This window comes from Pantoea sp. SGAir0215 (assembly GCF_043543215.1).
Genome location: NZ_CP028031.1, coordinates 1071644 through 1090604, shown reverse-complemented (window position 1 = coordinate 1090604; position 18961 = coordinate 1071644). Strand labels below are relative to the sequence as shown.

General features: G+C 53.2%; 18 protein-coding genes and 2 tRNA genes. 4 read left to right on the top strand and 16 right to left on the bottom strand.

What is annotated here, in order from left to right; genetic code table 11:
- Nucleotides 1–58: 58 nt before the first annotated feature.
- The 12 genes from truB to rlmE form a co-directional block, all read right to left on the bottom strand.
- Complete coding sequence (gene truB / locus C1N64_RS05165) at nt 59–1003, bottom strand: tRNA pseudouridine(55) synthase TruB (protein ID WP_006121765.1); 945 nt, start codon at nt 1001–1003, stop codon at nt 59–61.
- On the bottom strand, nt 1003–1410 hold the full coding sequence (gene rbfA / locus C1N64_RS05160) for a 30S ribosome-binding factor RbfA (protein ID WP_006121764.1): 408 nt from the start codon (nt 1408–1410) through the stop codon (nt 1003–1005). The genes truB and rbfA overlap by 1 nt, the downstream gene beginning before the upstream one ends.
- Before the next feature lie 65 nt (nt 1411–1475).
- The gene (gene infB / locus C1N64_RS05155; protein ID WP_028723648.1) at nt 1476–4160 is read right to left on the bottom strand and encodes a translation initiation factor IF-2; all 2685 of its coding nucleotides are present in this window, start codon (nt 4158–4160) and stop codon (nt 1476–1478) included.
- A 17-nt stretch (nt 4161–4177) separates the two neighbouring features.
- Entirely contained in the window at nt 4178–5665 is a 1488-nt protein-coding gene (nusA, locus tag C1N64_RS05150; protein ID WP_006121762.1) for a transcription termination factor NusA, read from the bottom strand.
- Nucleotides 5666–5689: 24 nt separating this feature from the next.
- Nucleotides 5690–6142: a ribosome maturation factor RimP gene (gene rimP, locus C1N64_RS05145; RefSeq protein WP_006121761.1), complete on the bottom strand. Its 453-nt coding sequence runs from the start codon at nt 6140–6142 to the stop codon at nt 5690–5692.
- 211 nt (nt 6143–6353) lie between these two features.
- Nucleotides 6354–6430 (bottom strand) — tRNA-Met (locus C1N64_RS05140).
- A 59-nt stretch (nt 6431–6489) separates the two neighbouring features.
- Nucleotides 6490–6576 (bottom strand) — tRNA-Leu (locus C1N64_RS05135).
- A 48-nt stretch (nt 6577–6624) separates the two neighbouring features.
- Entirely contained in the window at nt 6625–6960 is a 336-nt protein-coding gene (gene secG, locus C1N64_RS05130; RefSeq protein ID WP_394515295.1) for a preprotein translocase subunit SecG, read from the bottom strand.
- A gap of 218 nt (nt 6961–7178) precedes the next feature.
- Entirely contained in the window at nt 7179–8513 is a 1335-nt protein-coding gene (gene glmM / locus C1N64_RS05125) for a phosphoglucosamine mutase (RefSeq protein ID WP_033739188.1), read from the bottom strand.
- Nucleotides 8514–8518: 5 nt separating this feature from the next.
- A complete protein-coding gene (gene folP, locus C1N64_RS05120; protein WP_006121758.1) occupies nt 8519–9352 on the bottom strand; it encodes a dihydropteroate synthase in 834 nt (277 codons plus the stop codon).
- A gap of 80 nt (nt 9353–9432) precedes the next feature.
- Nucleotides 9433–11361 carry an ATP-dependent zinc metalloprotease FtsH gene (gene ftsH, locus C1N64_RS05115; RefSeq protein WP_033739186.1) on the bottom strand — a complete coding sequence of 643 codons (1929 nt, stop codon included), beginning with the start codon at nt 11359–11361 and terminating at the stop codon, nt 9433–9435.
- A 113-nt stretch (nt 11362–11474) separates the two neighbouring features.
- Nucleotides 11475–12104, bottom strand: coding sequence for a 23S rRNA (uridine(2552)-2'-O)-methyltransferase RlmE (gene rlmE / locus C1N64_RS05110; protein ID WP_006121756.1), 630 nt, complete (start codon nt 12102–12104; stop codon nt 11475–11477).
- 126 nt (nt 12105–12230) lie between these two features.
- On the opposite strand from rlmE, the gene yhbY reads away from it, so the two are divergent.
- Nucleotides 12231–12524, top strand: coding sequence for a ribosome assembly RNA-binding protein YhbY (yhbY, locus tag C1N64_RS05105; protein WP_006121755.1), 294 nt, complete (start codon nt 12231–12233; stop codon nt 12522–12524).
- 106 nt (nt 12525–12630) lie between these two features.
- Here the strand turns inward: yhbY and greA are convergent, their stop codons facing one another.
- Nucleotides 12631–13107, bottom strand: a complete 477-nt coding sequence (greA, locus tag C1N64_RS05100) for a transcription elongation factor GreA (protein ID WP_006121754.1) — start codon at nt 13105–13107, stop codon at nt 12631–12633.
- A 245-nt stretch (nt 13108–13352) separates the two neighbouring features.
- On the opposite strand from greA, the gene dacB reads away from it, so the two are divergent.
- Nucleotides 13353–14786 carry a serine-type D-Ala-D-Ala carboxypeptidase gene (dacB, locus tag C1N64_RS05095; RefSeq protein WP_033739262.1) on the top strand — a complete coding sequence of 478 codons (1434 nt, stop codon included), beginning with the start codon at nt 13353–13355 and terminating at the stop codon, nt 14784–14786.
- A gap of 444 nt (nt 14787–15230) precedes the next feature.
- Here the strand turns inward: dacB and cgtA are convergent, their stop codons facing one another.
- From cgtA to rplU, 3 genes are all read right to left on the bottom strand, one after another.
- Complete coding sequence (cgtA, locus tag C1N64_RS05090) at nt 15231–16403, bottom strand: Obg family GTPase CgtA (protein WP_033739183.1); 1173 nt, start codon at nt 16401–16403, stop codon at nt 15231–15233.
- 243 nt (nt 16404–16646) lie between these two features.
- Entirely contained in the window at nt 16647–16904 is a 258-nt protein-coding gene (gene rpmA / locus C1N64_RS05085) for a 50S ribosomal protein L27 (RefSeq protein ID WP_006121751.1), read from the bottom strand.
- 15 nt (nt 16905–16919) lie between these two features.
- The gene (rplU, locus tag C1N64_RS05080) at nt 16920–17231 is read right to left on the bottom strand and encodes a 50S ribosomal protein L21 (RefSeq protein ID WP_006121750.1); all 312 of its coding nucleotides are present in this window, start codon (nt 17229–17231) and stop codon (nt 16920–16922) included.
- Between the two features lie 255 nt (nt 17232–17486).
- Between rplU and ispB the strand changes: the two genes are divergently transcribed.
- Both ispB and C1N64_RS05070 read left to right on the top strand, forming a co-directional pair.
- Nucleotides 17487–18458: an octaprenyl diphosphate synthase gene (gene ispB, locus C1N64_RS05075; protein WP_006121749.1), complete on the top strand. Its 972-nt coding sequence runs from the start codon at nt 17487–17489 to the stop codon at nt 18456–18458.
- 221 nt (nt 18459–18679) lie between these two features.
- Nucleotides 18680–18961: a helix-turn-helix domain-containing protein gene (locus C1N64_RS05070; protein ID WP_006121748.1), complete on the top strand. Its 282-nt coding sequence runs from the start codon at nt 18680–18682 to the stop codon at nt 18959–18961.

The window sequence follows — 18961 nt, the reverse complement described above, 5'->3', positions numbered from 1 at the left end:
CGCTATTCTACTCTTCGCCAGAAGGCAACGCAAATGCCCTTAATGAAAAGCGCACAACTTAATTCTGATACTCAACCACTAAACGGCGTGGAGCAATCCGGCCATCGTCGGCCACTTCTGCCATACCGATAAACTTGCGTGTTTCACCTTCGGTGACCCGAACCAGCCCCTGGTCAGGTGCCTGACTTGCATGCACCGGCTGGCCCTGTTTAAAGTAGGCCGCCACATCCGCTGACAGGTTGACCGCAGGAAAATCCGCAGCCGGACTGTCCATGGGCAGCAGCAGAGGATCGAGCTGTAACGCCAGATCGTCGCCTGAGGCGTTCGCCTCTGCCTGCAACGCCTGAAGCTGCTCCAGCGTGACCATTCTTTCGAAGGGATAGCGTGCTACCTGCAAACGACGCAGCATGATGACATGCGCACCGCAGCCCAGCTTTTCACCCAAATCGTCAATAATGGTACGGATGTACGTACCTTTAGAGCAGTGAATTTCCAGCTCAAGCTCACTGCCCTGCCAGCGAATAAACTGCAAGTCATACACGGTGATCGGCCGGGGCTCACGTTCGATAGTGATGCCTTCGCGGGCATATTCATACAGTTTCCGGCCCTGATGTTTCAATGCTGAAAACATCGACGGCACCTGCATAATGTCACCACGAAAACTGTCCAGTGCGGTATCCAGATCGGCCTGGGTAAAGGTCACGGGACGGGTTTGTACCCGGTTCCCGTCCGCATCGGAGGTATCGGTACGTTCACCTAACCGGGCAATCACGCGATAACGCTTATCGGAATCCAGCAGATACTGCGAGAACTTGGTGGCTTCACCCAGACAGATCGGCAACATGCCGGTTGCCAGCGGATCAAGTGCACCGGTGTGTCCTGCACGGTTAGCGTTAAAAATGCGCTTCACCTTCTGCAGAACATCGTTAGACGACATGCCTTGTGGCTTATCCAGCAACAAAACGCCATGGACGTCGCGACCGCGACGACGAGGACGACTCATTACGCCTCCTCGTCATCATCCGTGGTTTCTGGACCACGACGCTCAACGTCTTTTTTCACCACGTTAGTCACGAGGTTGGACATGCGCATCCCTTCAATCAACGAGTTATCGTAGAAGAAGGTCAGTTCAGGCACGATACGCAGGCGCATGGCTTTACCCAGCAGCGTACGGATATAACCCGAGGCTTCTTTCAACGCTTTCAGGCCATTTTTTACGGCTTCTTCATCTTGATCGTTGAGGAATGTCACAAACACTTTGGCGTAAGCGAGGTCACGTGATACCTCAACACCCGAAACGGTCACCATCATGCCAAGGCGTGGATCTTTAATCTCACGCTGCAGAATCATCGCAATCTCTTTTTGCAGCTCCTGTGATACACGCTGCGGACGGCCAAATTCTTTCGCCATTTTTATTTCTCCCAAATAATTCGGGAGGCCAGCGGCCTCCCAAATTGCATCATCAACGCCAGGACTTAAGCGATGGTGCGTTTAACTTCAATCACTTCGAAGACTTCGATCATATCGCCGACACGAACGTCATTATAGTTCTTCACGCCGATACCGCACTCCATGCCGTTACGCACTTCGTTAACGTCATCTTTAAAGCGACGCAGTGATTCAAGCTCACCTTCGTAGATCACCACGTTATCGCGCAGGACGCGGATTGGGTTGTGACGCTTGATGTTACCTTCCGTCACCATACAACCTGCGATAGCACCAAATTTCGGTGATTTGAACACGTCACGCACTTCAGCCAGACCGATGATCTGCTGTTTGTACTCTGGTGCCAGCATACCGCTCATTGCGGCTTTCACTTCGTCAATCAGGTTATAGATGACGGAGTAGTAACGCAGATCCAGGCTTTCAGCGTCGATGACGCGACGCGCAGATGCGTCCGCACGGACGTTAAAGCCAAGGATAATCGCGTTAGATGCGGCTGCCAGCGTCGCGTCGGTTTCGGTGATACCACCTACGCCTGAACCCACAATCTTCACCTTCACTTCGTCGGTGGAGAGTTTGAGCAGGGAGTCGGAGATCGCTTCCACAGAGCCCTGAACGTCGGCTTTCAGCACGATGTTCAGTTCAGATACTTCGCCTTCGGTCATGTTAGCAAACATGTTTTCCAGCTTAGATTTCTGCTGACGTGCCAGTTTCACTTCGCGGAATTTGCCCTGACGATAAAGTGCCACTTCACGGGCTTTCTTCTCGTCACGCACCACGGTCGCTTCATCACCTGCCGCCGGAACACCGGACAAGCCGAGGATCTCAACCGGGATAGACGGGCCCGCTTCCATGACTTCACGTCCCAGTTCGTCACGCATTGCACGAACACGGCCGTATTCGAAGCCACACAGAACGATATCGCCTTTGTTCAGCGTGCCTTCGCGTACCAGAACGGTCGCAACCGGACCACGACCTTTGTCGAGGAACGATTCGATCACAACGCCGCTGGCCATACCGGCACGAATGGCCGTCAGCTCAAGCACTTCTGCTTGCAGCAGAATCGCGTTCAGCAGATCGTCAATACCGGTACCCGCTTTCGCAGAGACGTTGACGAACATGTTTTCGCCGCCCCACTCTTCCGGAATGATGCCGTACTGTGTCAGTTCATTTTTAACACGATCCGGATCGGCTTCTGGCTTATCGCACTTGTTGACAGCAACCACAACCGGCACTTTCGCGGCTTTGGCGTGCTGAATCGCTTCGATGGTTTGTGGCATCACACCATCATCTGCCGCCACCACAAGGATAACGATATCCGTTGCCTGCGCACCACGTGCACGCATCGCGGTAAACGCGGCGTGGCCCGGGGTATCCAGGAAGGTGATCATACCGTTGTCGGTTTCGACGTGGTATGCACCGATGTGCTGTGTAATCCCGCCCGCTTCGCCAGAGGCGATTTTGGTCGAGCGGATATAATCCAGCAGTGAGGTTTTACCGTGGTCAACGTGGCCCATAATGGTCACGACCGGCGCACGCGCTTCCTGCGCTGCATCGGTATCACGATCGTCCATTACCGCTTCTTCCAGCTCGTTTTCACGACGAAGGGTCACCTTGTGGCCCATTTCTTCGGCAACCAGCTGTGCGGTTTCCTGGTCGATAACCTGGTTGATGGTCGCCATAGCGCCCATTTTCATCATCGCTTTGATGACCAGTGAACCTTTAACGGCCATTTTGTTAGCCAGTTCAGCAACGGTGATGGTTTCGCCAATCACCACATCGCGGTTAACCGCCTGTGCTGGCTTGTTGAAGCCCTGCTGCAGAGCGCTTGGCTTACGATGCTTACCACCTTTACCACCACGAACCTGCGCACGGGCTTCTTCGCGGTCGGTTTTGGCTTCTGAATGCTTGTTGCCTTTTTTCACCGGACGCGCGGCTTTAGCGCTGCGCGTGCGGGCACGACCCGCTTCGACCTGACGATCGTTCTCGTCTTCGGCCTGACGGGCATGTGTTGAGGTGGTGACGTGATAGTCGCCCTTATCCTCTTCTTCAGGCTTTTCCCATTCAGCCGCTTTTTCTTCGGCTAAACGGCGGGCTTCTTCCGCGGCGAGGCGGGCAGCCTCTTCCAGCTTACGACGCGCTTCTTCTTCCGCTTTACGCTTCAGTTCAGCGGCTTCAGCTTCACGACGTGCTTTATCGGACTGGGCGGCCTTGGTCACTTCGTCGGTAGGTTGATTAGTCACTTTCTCATTTTCCGCTGCTGCACGCTTAGCCTTTTCAGCGGCTTCGCGCCTGGCTTTCTCTTCGGCTTCACGTTGCGCTTTTTGTTCCGCTTCACGACGCGCCTGTTCAGCGGCCTCGCGTTGCGCCTGCTCTTCCGCTTCACGCTGCGCCTCGGCTTCTGCTTCTGCCTGAGCTTGCTCAGACTCTGCATCACCTTTTACATACGTGCGCTTTTTGCGGACTTCGATTTGCACCGATTTACTTTTACCCCCGGTGCCAGGAATATTCAAGGTACTACGCGTTTTGCGCTGCAGGGTCAGTTTGCCTGAACCGGCCTGACCATGCTTCAGGTGAGACAGTAAGGTTTCTTTCTCATGCTGGGTCACCGCATCATTTTCAGACTTTGGGATCCCCGCATCAGCAAACTGCTGTACCAGGCGATCGACCGAAGTCTGAATTTCTGCTGCCAGCGATTTTACGGTTACATCTGTCATGCTGTTCCTTCCTGTTATTACGCGTCATCGCCGAACCAGCAGATATTGCGTGCGGCCATAATCAGCGCGCCAGCTTGCTCATCAGTCAGCCCTTCAATATCAGTCAGATCGTCAACACCTTGCTCAGCAAGGTCTTCCAGCGTGCAAACGCCTTTGGATGCCAGGCGGAAAGCCAGTGCACGATCCAGACCCTCAAGATTCAAGAGGTCTTCTGCAGGTTCCTGATTCCCCAGGCTCTCTTCTTTAGCCAGTGCCAGGGTGGTTAACGCATTTTTTGCTCGTTCACGCAGGGCTTCAATGGTCTCTTCGTCGAGGCCGTCGATTTCCAACAGCTCGTTAATTGGCACATAGGCCAGTTCTTCCAACGATGAGAAGCCCTCTTCCACCAGAATGGTGGCGAACTCTTCGTCGATGTCGAGATGTTTAGTGAACATATCGATCGCTGCATGGGCTTCAGCCTGATGCTTCGCCTGCAGATCATCGACGGTCATCACGTTCAGCTCCCAGCCACTCAGCTGTGAAGCCAGACGCACGTTTTGGCCATTACGGCCGATCGCCTGGGCCAGATTGCCAGCCTCAACGGCGATATCCATCGTGTGGTTGTCTTCATCAACCACGATTGACGCCACATCAGCCGGAGCCATGGCGTTAATAACAAACTGTGCCGGGTTGTCGTCCCACAGCACGATATCGATACGCTCGCCGCCCAGTTCACTGGACACGGCCTGAACACGCGCACCGCGCATACCGACGCAGGCACCCACCGGATCAATACGTTTGTCGTTCGTTTTTACTGCAATTTTAGCGCGTGAACCCGGATCGCGGGCTGCGGCTTTAATTTCAAGCACTTCTTCGCCAATTTCTGGTACTTCAATGCGGAACAGTTCGATCAGCATTTCTGGCTTTGAGCGGGTCACAAACAGCTGTGCACCACGCGCTTCCGGGCGAACGGCATACAGAACACCACGAATACGGTCACCAGGGCGGAAGTTTTCGCGCGGCAGCATATCCTCACGCAGGATTACCGCTTCAGCATTGTTGCCCAGATCCAGTGAAATATTGTCACGATTAACTTTTTTCACCACGCCGGTGATAATTTCGCCTTCCTGCTCACGGAACTGATCCACGACCATTGCGCGCTCGGCTTCACGTACTTTTTGCACGATAACCTGTTTTGCGGTCTGGGTAGTAATGCGGTCAAAGGTGACAGATTCAATCTGATCTTCAACGTAGTCGCCCAGATTGAGGGACTCATCTTCGTAGCGAGCCGCATCCAGCGTGATCTCACGCGTTGGCTGAGTGACCTGCTCTACGATTTCCCAACGGCGGAACGTATCAAAGTCGCCACTTCTGCGGTCGATGCTGACGCGGACGTCAATTTCCTGCTCGTACTTTTTCTTGGTCGCAGTCGCCAGCGCGCTCTCCAGCGCTTCGAAGATTTTCTCACGCGGCAGGGCTTTTTCGTTAGAAACGGCTTCTACAACAGCTAAGATCTCTTTGTTCATCCTGGTTAGCCTCAATCCGGACTTTTAAAAGTGGGGGACCAGGTTCGCTTTCTGAATATTACTCAGCGCGAACACCTCGTCATTACCCTCAACGTTTACCGTTATCATCTCGCCTTCTACAGACTTGATGATTCCCTGCCATTTACGGCGGTTTTGAACGGCCATACGCAGCACCAGGCTCACCTCATCGCCGGTAAAGCGTGCATAATGTTCTGCAGTGAACAGAGGACGGTCGAGCCCCGGTGAGGACACTTCAAGGTGGTAAGGGACGGTGATGGGATCTTCCACATCCATCACGGCACTCACCTGGTGGCTGACGTCCGCGCAATCGTCAACATTGATGCCATCTTCACTGTCAATATAGATGCGCAGGGTTGATGTGCGACCACGAACGAATTCAATTCCGACCAGTTCGTAGCCGAGCGCTTCTACCGGAGCAGATACCAACTCTGTCAATTTTTGCTCTAATGTGGACAAGCCCACCCCCAAGACATAAAAAAAGGGCCTATAGCCCAGTATTACGATTCGCTAATAACAAAAAACCCCGAATAGTCGGGGCTTTTTATCACTGGACCCTGTATGCCGCATTGCGGCCCGGACGCCCATCCAAAAGAATTTTTTTCAAAATTCGCTGCTAATGCGCCCGTCGATGCATACAGTATATTTGAAAAAGAACTCTAAGGGAAAGTGGTTGCGGGGGCCGGATTTGAACCGACGACCTTCGGGTTATGAGCCCGACGAGCTACCAGGCTGCTCCACCCCGCGTCCGAAAACGTGGCGAATGTTACGCCGATCATGCATAAAATGCAAGTCTAACTAAGATTTGGTACCGAGGACGGGACTTGAACCCGTAAGCCCTTTCGAGCACTACCACCTCAAGGTAGCGTGTCTACCAATTTCACCACCTCGGTACTGCACTGACTGCGACGCTGAACTGCCGCTTATGACGCTTAACGCTATTAATGCGGGATATCGTTGCCCGGCGTAACCGGTTTAGCTGGCTGAGTCTGCTGTTGAGACTGAGCTGGCGCAGTGAGGTTATCCCACTCACTTCCTTTGGCTGTTTTATTACTGTTCAGGTTACCCAGAATCAAGCTGATGACGAAAAACAGCGTAGCCAGTACGGCGGTCATACGAGTCATGAAATTACCTGACCCTGTTGAACCGAACAGCGTACCTGACGCGCCTGCACCGAATGATGCACCCATATCAGCGCCTTTGCCTTGCTGCAGCATGATAAGACCTACTAGGCCAATTGCTACAATAAGGAAAACAACTAACAGAGCTTCGTACATAATCAACCTGTTTCCTTGCGCGTAATCCGCACAGTTAAAGCTTCAACCAATTTGACGGGGAGTTTCTTCATCACCCATCAGAAGCGGGTGTGAATACTAACCAATGGCGCATACCTCTGCAAGTGCAATTTACATGCGGCACGCTGATTGCAGAAAAAAGCGCCAGTGCGATGATTTTGCAGGCAGGTTCACTGCGATGTCCCCGCCTGCCAGCTGCCTCAGACGGCTTTAACCGCATCGGCAATTCGATTCGCCAGCGCCGTCACCTGGGTTTCATCCTCACCCTCTACCATTACGCGGATTAGCGGTTCCGTGCCTGATTTACGCAGCAGCACGCGTCCTTTTCCGGCCAGGGCTTTTTCCACGTCCTCGGCTACCGCTTTAACGGCATCGCTTTCCAGCGGATCGTGCTCGCCGGCGAAGCGGACATTTACCAGCACCTGAGGCAGCATTTTCATGCCGGTGCAGAGATCGTGCAGGCTCATATGGTTACGAACCATAGCTGTAAGTACTTGCAAACTTGCAACGATGCCGTCACCCGTAGCGATCTTATCCAGCAGGATCACATGACCGGAGTTTTCCGCTCCCAGGCGCCAGCCTTTTTCCTGCATTTTTTCCAGTACATAGCGGTCGCCCACTTTTGCACGAACAAACGGAATACCCAGCTGTTTCAGCGCCAGCTCCAGCCCCATGTTGCTCATCAGCGTGCCGACCACACCACCGCGCAACTGTCCCTGACGCAGACCTTCGCGGGCGATGATATACAGAATCTGGTCCCCATCCACTTTCTTGCCAAGGTGGTCGACCATCATGATGCGATCGCCGTCACCGTCATAGGCCAGACCGATGTCCGCTTTTTCAGCCAGTACGCGTTCCTGCAGCATCCTGAGATCGGTCGCACCGCATGCTTTATTAATGTTCATGCCATCAGGCTGGACGCCAACTGCAATCACCGTCGCACCGAGTTCACGCAGGACATTAGGCGCAATGTGATAAGTGGCACCGTTTGCACAGTCGACGACAATTTTCAGGCCACTGAGGCTGAGTTCGCTGGGGAACGTACCTTTACAAAATTCAATGTAACGCCCGGCCGCGTCAACAATACGGCTGGCACGCCCCAACTGGGCGGATTCCACACAGGTAAGCGGTTTTTCCATTTCCAGTTCGATCGCCTCTTCCACGTCATCGGGCAGTTTCGTCCCTTCGGCGGAGAAAAACTTAATGCCGTTATCATCAAACGGATTGTGCGAAGCGGAAATCACGATGCCGGCTTCGGCACGGAACGTGCGGGTCAGATAGGCAATAGCGGGCGTGGGCATTGGGCCGGTAAACGCCGCGGACAACCCTGCGGCTGCGAGACCGGCTTCCAGCGCGGATTCCAGCATATAGCCTGAAATGCGCGTGTCTTTACCAATGATAATTTTTTTGGAGCCGTGACGGGCCAGTACTTTACCCGCCGCCCAGCCGAGCTTTAATACAAAGTCAGGGGTAATCGGTGACTCACCGACTTTGCCGCGAATCCCATCGGTACCGAAATATTTACGTTCGCTCATGCTCTTCATCCTTTCGCTCTTTGTGTCGCTTCAACCACCCGCATCGCTTCGACGGTTTCTTTTACATCGTGGGCGCGAATAATGTGCGCGCCCTGCATGGCGGCAATAACCGCACAGGCCAGGCTGCCCGTCAGGCGCTGGGAAGGCCCCACATTCAGCAGTTGTCCAATCATTGATTTGCGTGACATGCCAACCAGCAGCGGCAGCGCAAAACGGTGAAATTTACTGAGGTGGGCCAGCAGTTCATAATTGTGGCTGAGATTCTTACCGAAACCGAAGCCCGGGTCGAGTAACAGATTCTCTTTTTTTATGCCTGCGGCTTCGCAGCGGGCCAGTTGTTCAACGAAGTAAGTGTCCACTTCGCTTACAATATCCTTATAGGCTGGTGCCTGCTGCATCGTACGCGGTTCGCCCTGCATATGCATCAGACAAACCGGTAAGCCCGTTGCCGCTGCCGCTGCCAACGCGCCAGGCTCAGACAGCGAGCGCACATCATTGATAATGTGAGCCCCTGCGCTGGCGGCTTCACGAATCACGTCGGCTTTGGACGTATCGACTGATATCCATACCTCAAAGCGTTGAGCGATAGCTTCAACCACCGGAATCACCCGTTCAAGCTCCTCCTCAACGCTCACTTCATCAGCGCCCGGACGCGTGGACTCGCCCCCCACGTCAATGATTGTTGCGCCAGCGTTGACCATCTCGTTAGTGTGCGTTAACGCATCGACCAGCGCATTGTGTTTACCACCATCGGAAAAAGAGTCCGGCGTGACGTTGAGAATGCCCATCACATGTGGAAATGACAAATCGAGATGGGAATCACGGGCGAACAGTTTCATGGTGAAAAACTCCTTGTGGCTCAATGTATAGATGTAAAAAACCCCGGACCAGCCGGGGTTTTATTAAAAGACCTGACGTCTTATTTGTCGAACTGTTCTGACATGGTATTGCCTGGATTCGGCGTACGCGGTTCATCGACCGGACGCGGGGCCTTTGGCGTACCGTTACTGTCTGAATTGCTGCTGCCCGGATCTTCCCAGCCTGCTGGCGGACGCACTTCACGGCGTGCCATCAGGTCGTCAATCTGCGGTGCATCAATGGTTTCATACTTCATCAGCGCATCTTTCATCGCGTGAAGAATGTCCATGTTTTCGCCCAGAATCTGGCGAGCGCGCTGATAGTTCGTATCGATCAGGTGTTTAACTTCCTGGTCGATAATACGGGCAGTTTCATCTGACATATGCTTGGCTTTTGCCACTGAACGGCCCAGGAACACTTCACCGTCTTCTTCAGCATACAGCAGCGGGCCCAGTTTCTCAGAGAAGCCCCACTGGGTAACCATGTTACGGGCTAGGTTTGTTGCCACTTTGATATCGTTAGAGGCACCGGTAGAGACATGTTCTGCACCGTAGATGATCTCTTCCGCCAGACGACCGCCGTACAGGGTCGAAATCTGACTTTCCAGCTTCTGACGGCTTGCGCTAATCGCATCGCCTTCAGGCAGGAAGAAGGTCACACCTAATGCACGACCGCGCGGAATAATGGTCACTTTGTGCACCGGATCGTGTTCCGGTACCAGACGACCAATAATCGCGTGGCCGGCCTCATGGTAAGCCGTAGACTCTTTCTGTGCTTCGGTCATCACCATGGAACGGCGCTCTGCACCCATCATGATTTTGTCTTTGGCTTTTTCGAATTCCACCATCGACACAACGCGTTTATTGCTGCGTGCAGCAAACAGCGCCGCTTCGTTCACCAGGTTCGCCAGATCGGCACCGGAGAAGCCTGGCGTACCGCGCGCAATGATGGCCGCATCAATGTCGGTTGCCAGGGGTACACGACGCATATGCACTTTCAGAATCTGCTCACGACCACGTACGTCTGGCAAGCCCACGACAACCTGACGGTCAAAGCGGCCAGGGCGCAGCAGCGCAGGGTCAAGTACGTCTGGACGGTTGGTCGCGGCAATCACGATGATGCCTTCGTTACCTTCAAAGCCATCCATTTCAACCAGCATCTGGTTCAGAGTTTGTTCACGCTCATCGTGCCCTCCCCCTAAACCGGCACCACGCTGGCGACCAACGGCATCGATCTCATCGATGAAGATAATGCACGGTGCCGCTTTCTTAGCCTGTTCAAACATGTCACGGACGCGAGACGCACCCACACCGACGAACATTTCAACAAAGTCAGAACCTGAAATGGTAAAGAACGGTACTTTCGCCTCACCGGCAATGGCTTTCGCCAGCAGGGTTTTACCGGTACCCGGCGGGCCGACCATCAGAACGCCTTTCGGGATTTTACCCCCCAGCTTCTGGAAACGGCTCGGTTCACGCAGGTATTCGACCAGCTCACCGACTTCCTCTTTCGCTTCGTCACAGCCTGCTACGTCAGCAAAAGTGGTTTTAATCTGATCTTCCGTTAGCATGCGGGCTTTGCTCTTACCAAAGGACATTGCGCCTTTGCCGCCACCGCCCTGCATTTGCCGCATGAAGAAAATCCACACACCAATCAGCAGTAACATTGGGAACCAGGAAATGAAGATCGACGCCAGCAGGCTTGGCTCTTCAGGCGGCTCACCAACCACTTTAACGTTCTTGGTCAACAGGTTATCGAGTAACTTGGGATCATTGACAGGAATGTAGGTGGTGTATTTATTACTGTCTTTTTTGGTTACGTTAATTTCACGCCCGTTAATACGTGCCTCGCGGACCTGATCCTGGTTCACTTCCGACAGGAAGGTTGAATAATCAACCCTACGGCCATTTGACTCGCTGGGCCCAAAGCTCTGGAAGACTGACATCAGTACAACCGCGATGACTAGCCAGAGAATCAGGTTTTTCGCCATGTCACTCAAGGGATTAACCTCATATTACAACGGTGTTAACAGATAGCGTAGGGTACTATAGATCCTTCGTACATGGAATCGCAGCGGGAAGGCTGGATGATCCACCACGTTGGCTACAGCTTGCGCCCAGTCGCCACAATATAAACTTCACGTGAACGTGAACGTGAAGCGTCAGGCTTACGTATTTTCACTTTCGTGAACAGGGATCGAATTTCCCGCAGGTATTCATCAAAGCCATCCCCCTGGAACACTTTCACTACAAAACTCCCGCCGGGAGCCAAAATGTCACGACACATCTCTAACGCCAGCTCAACCAAATACATCGACCGGGGAATATCTACGGCAGGTGTACCACTCATATTCGGTGCCATATCAGACATGACGACCTGGACTTTCTGATCGCCCACACGCTCAAGCAACGCGTTAATCACCGATTCTTCACGAAAATCGCCTTGAAGAAAATCGACACCAACAATAGGATCCATAGGCAGGATATCACATGCAATGACACGCCCTTTGGACCCAATTTGCTGTACCACATATTGCGACCAGCCACCGGGTGCAGCACCCAGATCTACCACGGTCATACCGGGTTTGAAAAGCTTGTCACCCTGTTGTATTTCATCAAGTTTAAACCAGGCGCGCGAACGCAACCCTTTTTTCTGTGCCTGGAGCACGTATTTATCGCTAAAGTGTTCCTGTAGCCAGCGGCTGGAGCTGGCTGAACGCTTTTTACCGGTCATAAAATTTCCAACTAAATCGTCATCGTAGCGATAAATCTGCACGCAGTAGGTTGCGTCGATTTGGCGATATACCCGAGATGGCGGTAGAATGAACCGTTTTCAATCCCCGAGTAAGTAAATAATACGATGAATCTAAGTACCAAACAAAAACAGCACCTGAAAAGCCTCGCCCATCCGCTCAAGCCAGTCGTCATGCTCGGAGGCAATGGCCTGACCGAAGGTGTGCTGGCAGAGATCGAACACGCGCTGGGACACCACGAGTTAATCAAGGTGAAAGTCGCCTCTGAAGATCGTGAGACCCGGCAGCTGATCGTCGACGCTATCGTACGTGAAACTGGCGCCGTCAACGTTCAGTTGATAGGTAAAACGCTGGTGCTGTATCGCCCCGCTAAAGAGAGCAAGATTTCTCTGCCACGTTAAGTGGGCAAAGAAAGTGCCATGCTCTTACATGGGATAAAAGGCCGCAGCGCGGCCTTTTTCCTTTCTTTACATTGTACTGCAACCCGTTACAAAAGGTTGCCACCTGTCAGATGTATTCCACCTTCAGGATTTCGTACTCCACATCGCCGCCCGGCGTTTTGATAATCGCCACGTCATCGGCTTCTTTCCCCACCAGGCCACGCGCCATTGGCGAGTTAACAGAAATCAGATTTTGCTTAAAGTCTGCTTCATCGTCACCTACGATGCGGTACGTAAACTCTTCATCCGTATCCACATTCAGGACCGTTACCGTCGCGCCAAAAATGACGCGGCCGGTTTTAGGCATTTGGGTGACGTCGATAACCTGCGCATTAGAGAGTTTGGCCTCAATCTCCTGAATGCGTCCCTCACAGAACCCCTGTTCTTCACGCGCAGCGTGGTATTCGGCATTCTCTTTCAAATCGCCGTGCTCGCGGGCCTCCGCGATGGAGGCAATAATGCGCGGGCGTTTCACCGTTTTCAGCTCATGCAGCTCTTCGCGCAGCCTTTCAGCGCCTCTTAACGTCATCGGAATCTGGTTCATTTTAGCTCCTCGTCATCAATCCTGTTTCACGGTGCATCCTGACCGGTGACTGCAGAAAAAAGCGTTCTGCGGCGCCATGCCTCATTTTGCAAATAAAAGAAGACTGACCCGGAAATGTTCCAGGCCAGAAAAGGTTTTGCAATTTGATACGTATTTTACCCCAGAGTTCCCTGCGGGTCATCGTTTACTTTGCACCGTCCAGGGACGTAGTATTGTCGCCTTCACCTGTCAGTTGCCGCGAGATTATGCGATTTTCACGACTTGTTACCGGATTAACCTGTGCGTTTATGCTGCAGGCACAAGCAGCACCCGTTGATGAATACATGCAGTATCTGCCAGATGGTGCCAACCTGGCTTTACTGGTGCAAAAAGTGGGCGCAACTACGCCGATCATTGATTACCACGGGAAACAGATGGCGCTTCCCGCCAGTACCATGAAAGTCATCACCGCGCTGGCGGCATTACTGGAACTGGGCGGTGATTATCGTTTTCAAACGACCTTTGAGACCAAAGGTGCGCTGATCGATGGCACACTGAATGGCGATCTTGTTGCCCGTTTCGCTGGCGATCCCACGCTGGGCCGCCAGGATCTGCGTAATATGGTCGCAGCCTTAAAAAAACAAGGCATCACGCATATCAAAGGCAATCTGGTCATTGATACCTCGGTGTTTGCCAGCCATGATGCGGCGCCGGGTTGGCCGTGGAACGATATGACGCAGTGCTTTAGCGCACCGCCCGCTGCGGCTATCGTCGATAAAAACTGTTTCTCCGTGTCGCTCTACAGTGCGGATAAGCCCGGCGAAAACGCCTTCGTGCGCATCGCCTCTTATTATCCGGCGCACATGCTGAGCCAGGTGCGCACCATTGGGCGCAACAGTGGCGAGGGGCAGTATTGCGAACTGGATGTGGTGCCGGGTGAGCTGAACCGCTATACCCTGACCGGCTGTCTGCGTCAGCGTAGCGATCCCCTTCCGCTGGCCTTTGCCGTTCAGGATGGTGCCGCCTGGGCCGGCGAGATTCTGAAATCTGAACTGCGTTCCGCCGGTATTGATTACAGCGGACATCTCCTGCGCCAGACACAGGTCACAGAGCCGGGCACCGTGCTGGCCTCAACCCAGTCTGCGCCGCTGCATACGCTGCTGCATATGATGCTGAAGAAGTCCGACAATATGATCGCCGACACGGTGTTCCGCACCATTGGCCATCATTACTTTAATGTGCCGGGCACCTTCCGCGCCGGGTCAGACGCGGTGCGCCGTATCCTGCGTGAAAAAGCGAATATCGATTTGGGTAACAGTATCCAGGTTGATGGTTCCGGCTTGTCGCGCCACGATCTCATCTCTCCTGCCACCATGATGCAGGTGCTGCAGTACATTGCGCAAAATGACAGCAAGCTGGATTATATTTCCATGCTGCCCCTGGCGGGTCATGACGGCACGCTGCAATATCGCGGCGGCCTGCATGAAGCCGGTCTGGATGGCAAAGTCTCTGCCAAAACGGGTTCACTGCAGGGCGTTTACAACCTTGCCGGTTTTATCACCACGTCCAGCGGGGCGCGCGTTGCGTTTGTGCAGTTCCTGTCCGGCTATGCGGTACCGCCGGAAGATCAGCGCACGCGCCGTATTCCACTGGTGCGGTTCGAAAGTCGGCTCTATCGCGATATCAACAAGAACTACTAACTGATGTCGATAAAAGCGCAGTGGGATTAACGCCGCTGCGCTTTTTTATTGGCCTGACAGGCGTTAGCCCTTCCCCTTTGCCTCACTGTTTTATTCTTACTGCCATCACGTTAGTGACGTTCCTCTGACTGACGCCACGGGCCATTAAACACGCCGTGAGCCGCGATACGTTAGCCACGTAAGTGAACCTCAGGCTTTTATGCGAAGGAGGGAAAGCATAGTGAGATACAGGCTGTATGAAGAAACTGGCAGACATACGCCAGGGCTGCGCGGGTGAACCCAGCGCCTGCCCGCTGGATTTCGGCGTATACGTCGAAGCGGGTAGCAGGAGGTTTGTCCACTGTCTGCGGCATTTGAGTTATCAACGGCAAGGCGTGATAGCGGTCAAAGACAGGCCGGAAAGAATACTGCCCCCATTCCGGCAGAAGGGGGCAGCAAAGTGTGTTAACGCTGATAAATGATTTCGACGCCTTCGTCGTCATCTTCATCCCAGTCGTCATCCCACTCTTCATCGTCTTCAACAGCCGCGTTCTCGAGGGCTTCTTTGTGGTAGTCGTCCCACATGAATTCCACTTTCTCAGGCTGTTTTTCTTCAACGTCCGCTTCTTTCGGATTGGCGTTGATAAAGCTCATCACATCCCAGCACAGGTCGGTCACGCCCTGACGGCTGGCCGCCGAAATAAGGTAGTACTTCTCTTCCCAGCCCAGCGCCTCAGCAATGGCTTTTGCGCGCGCCTGTGCTTCTTCTTCATCAATCAGATCGACTTTGTTAAACACCAGCCAGCGCGGCTTGTTGAATAACTTATCGCTGTATTTTTCCAGCTCACCCAGAATAATACGGGCGTTCTCAACCGGATCGCTCTCGTCAATCGGGGCGATGTCAATCAGGTGCAACAGAACACGGCAGCGTTCCAGATGTTTCAGGAAGCGAATCCCCAGACCGGCGCCTTCTGCAGCACCTTCAATCAGCCCCGGAATATCGGCGACGACGAAGCTCTGCTCACTGTCCATACGTACAACGCCCAGGCTGGGTACCAGGGTGGTAAAAGGATAATCAGCCACTTTCGGCTTGGCAGCGGAAACCGCACGGATAAAGGTGGATTTACCGGCATTCGGTAAGCCCAGCATGCCCACGTCAGCCAGCAGCATCAGCTCCAGTTGCAGGTCACGTTTCTCGCCTGCGGTGCCCATGGTTTTCTGCCGTGGGGTACGGTTGACCGAGGATTTAAAACGGGTGTTACCCAGACCGTGCCAGCCGCCTTTTGCCACCATCAGCGTCTGCTGGTGACGCGTCATATCGCCCAGTGTCTCGCCCGTTCCCTGGTCAATAACGCGGGTTCCGACGGGGACTTTAATCGTAATATCTTTGCCGCGTTTACCGGTACAGTCGCGACTCTGACCATTCTGACCACGCTCAGCGCGGAAAGATTTTTCGAAACGATAATCGATCAGGGTGTTAAGGTTTTCGTCAGCGACTAAATATACGTCACCGCCGTCACCACCATCACCGCCGTCCGGGCCGCCTTTTGGGATATATTTTTCACGGCGGAAACTGACACAGCCATTACCGCCATCACCTGCGACGACCAAAATTGTCGCTTCATCAACAAACTTCATTTTCTTTCTCCGTCACACAATCGTCTGCAACAGGCTGCAAACGGGTCCGCCAGGGTCGTTCTGCGCTGACCAGCGGCGGATAAATCAAAACTGGCTCTCGCCAGCATGTACATAAAGTGTACAACACGCAGCCAGGCTATGTCGCCTGTCTGGCGACAGGTCGCAGAATGTAAAAAGCCCCGCAAGAGTTGCGGGGCCTTCAATTCGTGCGTTCAGACGGTAACCGTCTGCGTCACGACAACCTTACTCAGCAACGATGCTGATGTATTTACGGTTGTTCGGACCTTTAACTTCGAATTTTACTTTGCCGTCTGCGGTAGCAAACAGAGTGTGGTCACGACCACAACCTACGTTGTTACCGGCATGGAATTTGGTACCACGCTGGCGAACGATGATGCTACCTGCCAGAACAGATTCACCACCGAAACGTTTTACACCCAGACGTTTTGCATTGGAGTCACGACCATTTCGAGTCGAACCACCAGCCTTTTTATGTGCCATTTGTCAGATCTCCTCTTACGCCGTGATACCAGTGATTTTCACATCAGTGAACCACTGGCGATGGCCAGCTTGCTTACGGTAGTGCTTACGACGACGAAACTTAACGATTTTAACTTTCTCGCCACGACCATGAGCAACAACTTCTGCCTTGATCACACCGCCTGAAACCAGTGGCGCGCCGATTTTCACGTCTTCGCCATTTGCAATCATCAGAACCTGGTCAAACTCGATGGTTTCACCGGTTGCGATGTCCAGCTTTTCCAGGCGAACGGTCTGACCTTCGCTTACTCGGTGTTGTTTACCACCACTTTGGAAAACCGCGTACATATAAAACTCCGCTTCTGCGCTTGCCTTTTAGTTCATCAGGCGGCGCGCTAAATATTCACAATAGGGCGCGAATTCTACGCAAAACTCAAACAGAAGACAAGAGCACTTTGCACACTCTTGCAGAAAAAAAACACAGGCTCAATGCAAACGTTTCTCAACCTGAAAATTCAAGTACAATCAGTAACAGATTACTGAACGCTGGCTGGGTAAAACCGCTTACCATGGCAGAGAAACGAGTCATAGCTGAAAAGACGAATGAACTTAGAACAGATTAACGAATTAACCGCACAGGACATGGCTGCCGTTAACCAGACCATACTCGACCAGCTGAATTCAGATGTCTCGCTCATCAACCAGCTGGGTTATTACATCATCAGTGGCGGCGGTAAACGCATCCGGCCCATGATTGCCGTGCTGTCTGCTCGCGCCATGGGTTACCAGGGCGATTTACACGTGACCAACGCGGCGCTGATCGAATTTATCCACACCGCCACGCTGTTGCATGACGATGTCGTGGATGAATCCGATATGCGCCGTGGAAAAGCCACCGCGAACGCCGCATTTGGTAACGCGGCCAGCGTACTGGTCGGTGATTTTATTTATACCCGCGCTTTCCAGATGATGACCAGCATGGGCTCGTTGCGCATTCTGGCGCTGATGTCCGAGGCGGTGAACGTGATCGCTGAAGGAGAAGTGCTCCAGCTGATGAACGTCAACGATCCCGACATCACCGAAGAGAGCTATATGCGGGTGATATACAGCAAAACCGCGCGCTTATTTGAAGCCGCCTCTCAGGCCTCGGCGATTCTGGCGGAAGCGACGCCAGCGCAGGAAAAAGCGCTGCAGGATTACGGACGTTATTTGGGAACGGCTTTCCAGTTAATCGATGATTTACTGGACTACAGTGCCGATGGTGAAACCCTGGGCAAAAATACCGGTGACGATCTCAGCGAAGGTAAACCCACGCTGCCTCTGCTTCATGCTATGAACAACGGATCGCCTGAACAGGCTAAAATGATCCGTGAGGCGATTGAACAGGGGAACGGCCGCCATTTACTGGCTCCCGTTCTGGAAGCGATGAACCAGTGCGGCTCTCTGGAATGGACGCGCAAGCGTGCTGAGCAGGAAGCGGATAAAGCCATCGCGGCATTACAAATCCTGCCTGAAACCCCATGGCGCACAGCGCTGGAATCTCTGGCTCACATGTCGGTTCAACGCGATTTCTAATCGCTGACGGGGCCTGACGGCCTCGTCTTCTTTCTTTCCCCCGCCGCTGTTGCAGTCATTACCATCCTTTTGCGTCAGGCCGCGCAGTTCTGTCTGCTTACGGAAATATTACTGGAACCTTATGGAAACTTTCTGACATAAACCACCATAAGTTTCCAGATGTATTTTAAAGCACGTCAGAATCCCCCCGCGCGCTTCGCACTGACAAGGAGAAAACAGTAATGCAAAAAAGGACAGAGGACTGGCATCCTGCCGATATTATTGCCGCACTGCGCAAACGTGGTACAACGCTGGCGGCATTGTCCCGCCAGGCAGGATTAAGCTCATCAACACTGGCTAACGCCCTTTCACGGCCATGGCCAAAAGGGGAATGGCTGATTGCTGATGCGATCAATGTCCACCCATCAGAGATATGGCCAAGCCGCTATTACGATCCTGAAACGAACAGCCTACTGGATCGAAAAAAACGTGTGCGATCGTCCGATCAGACGACCAAAAACTAA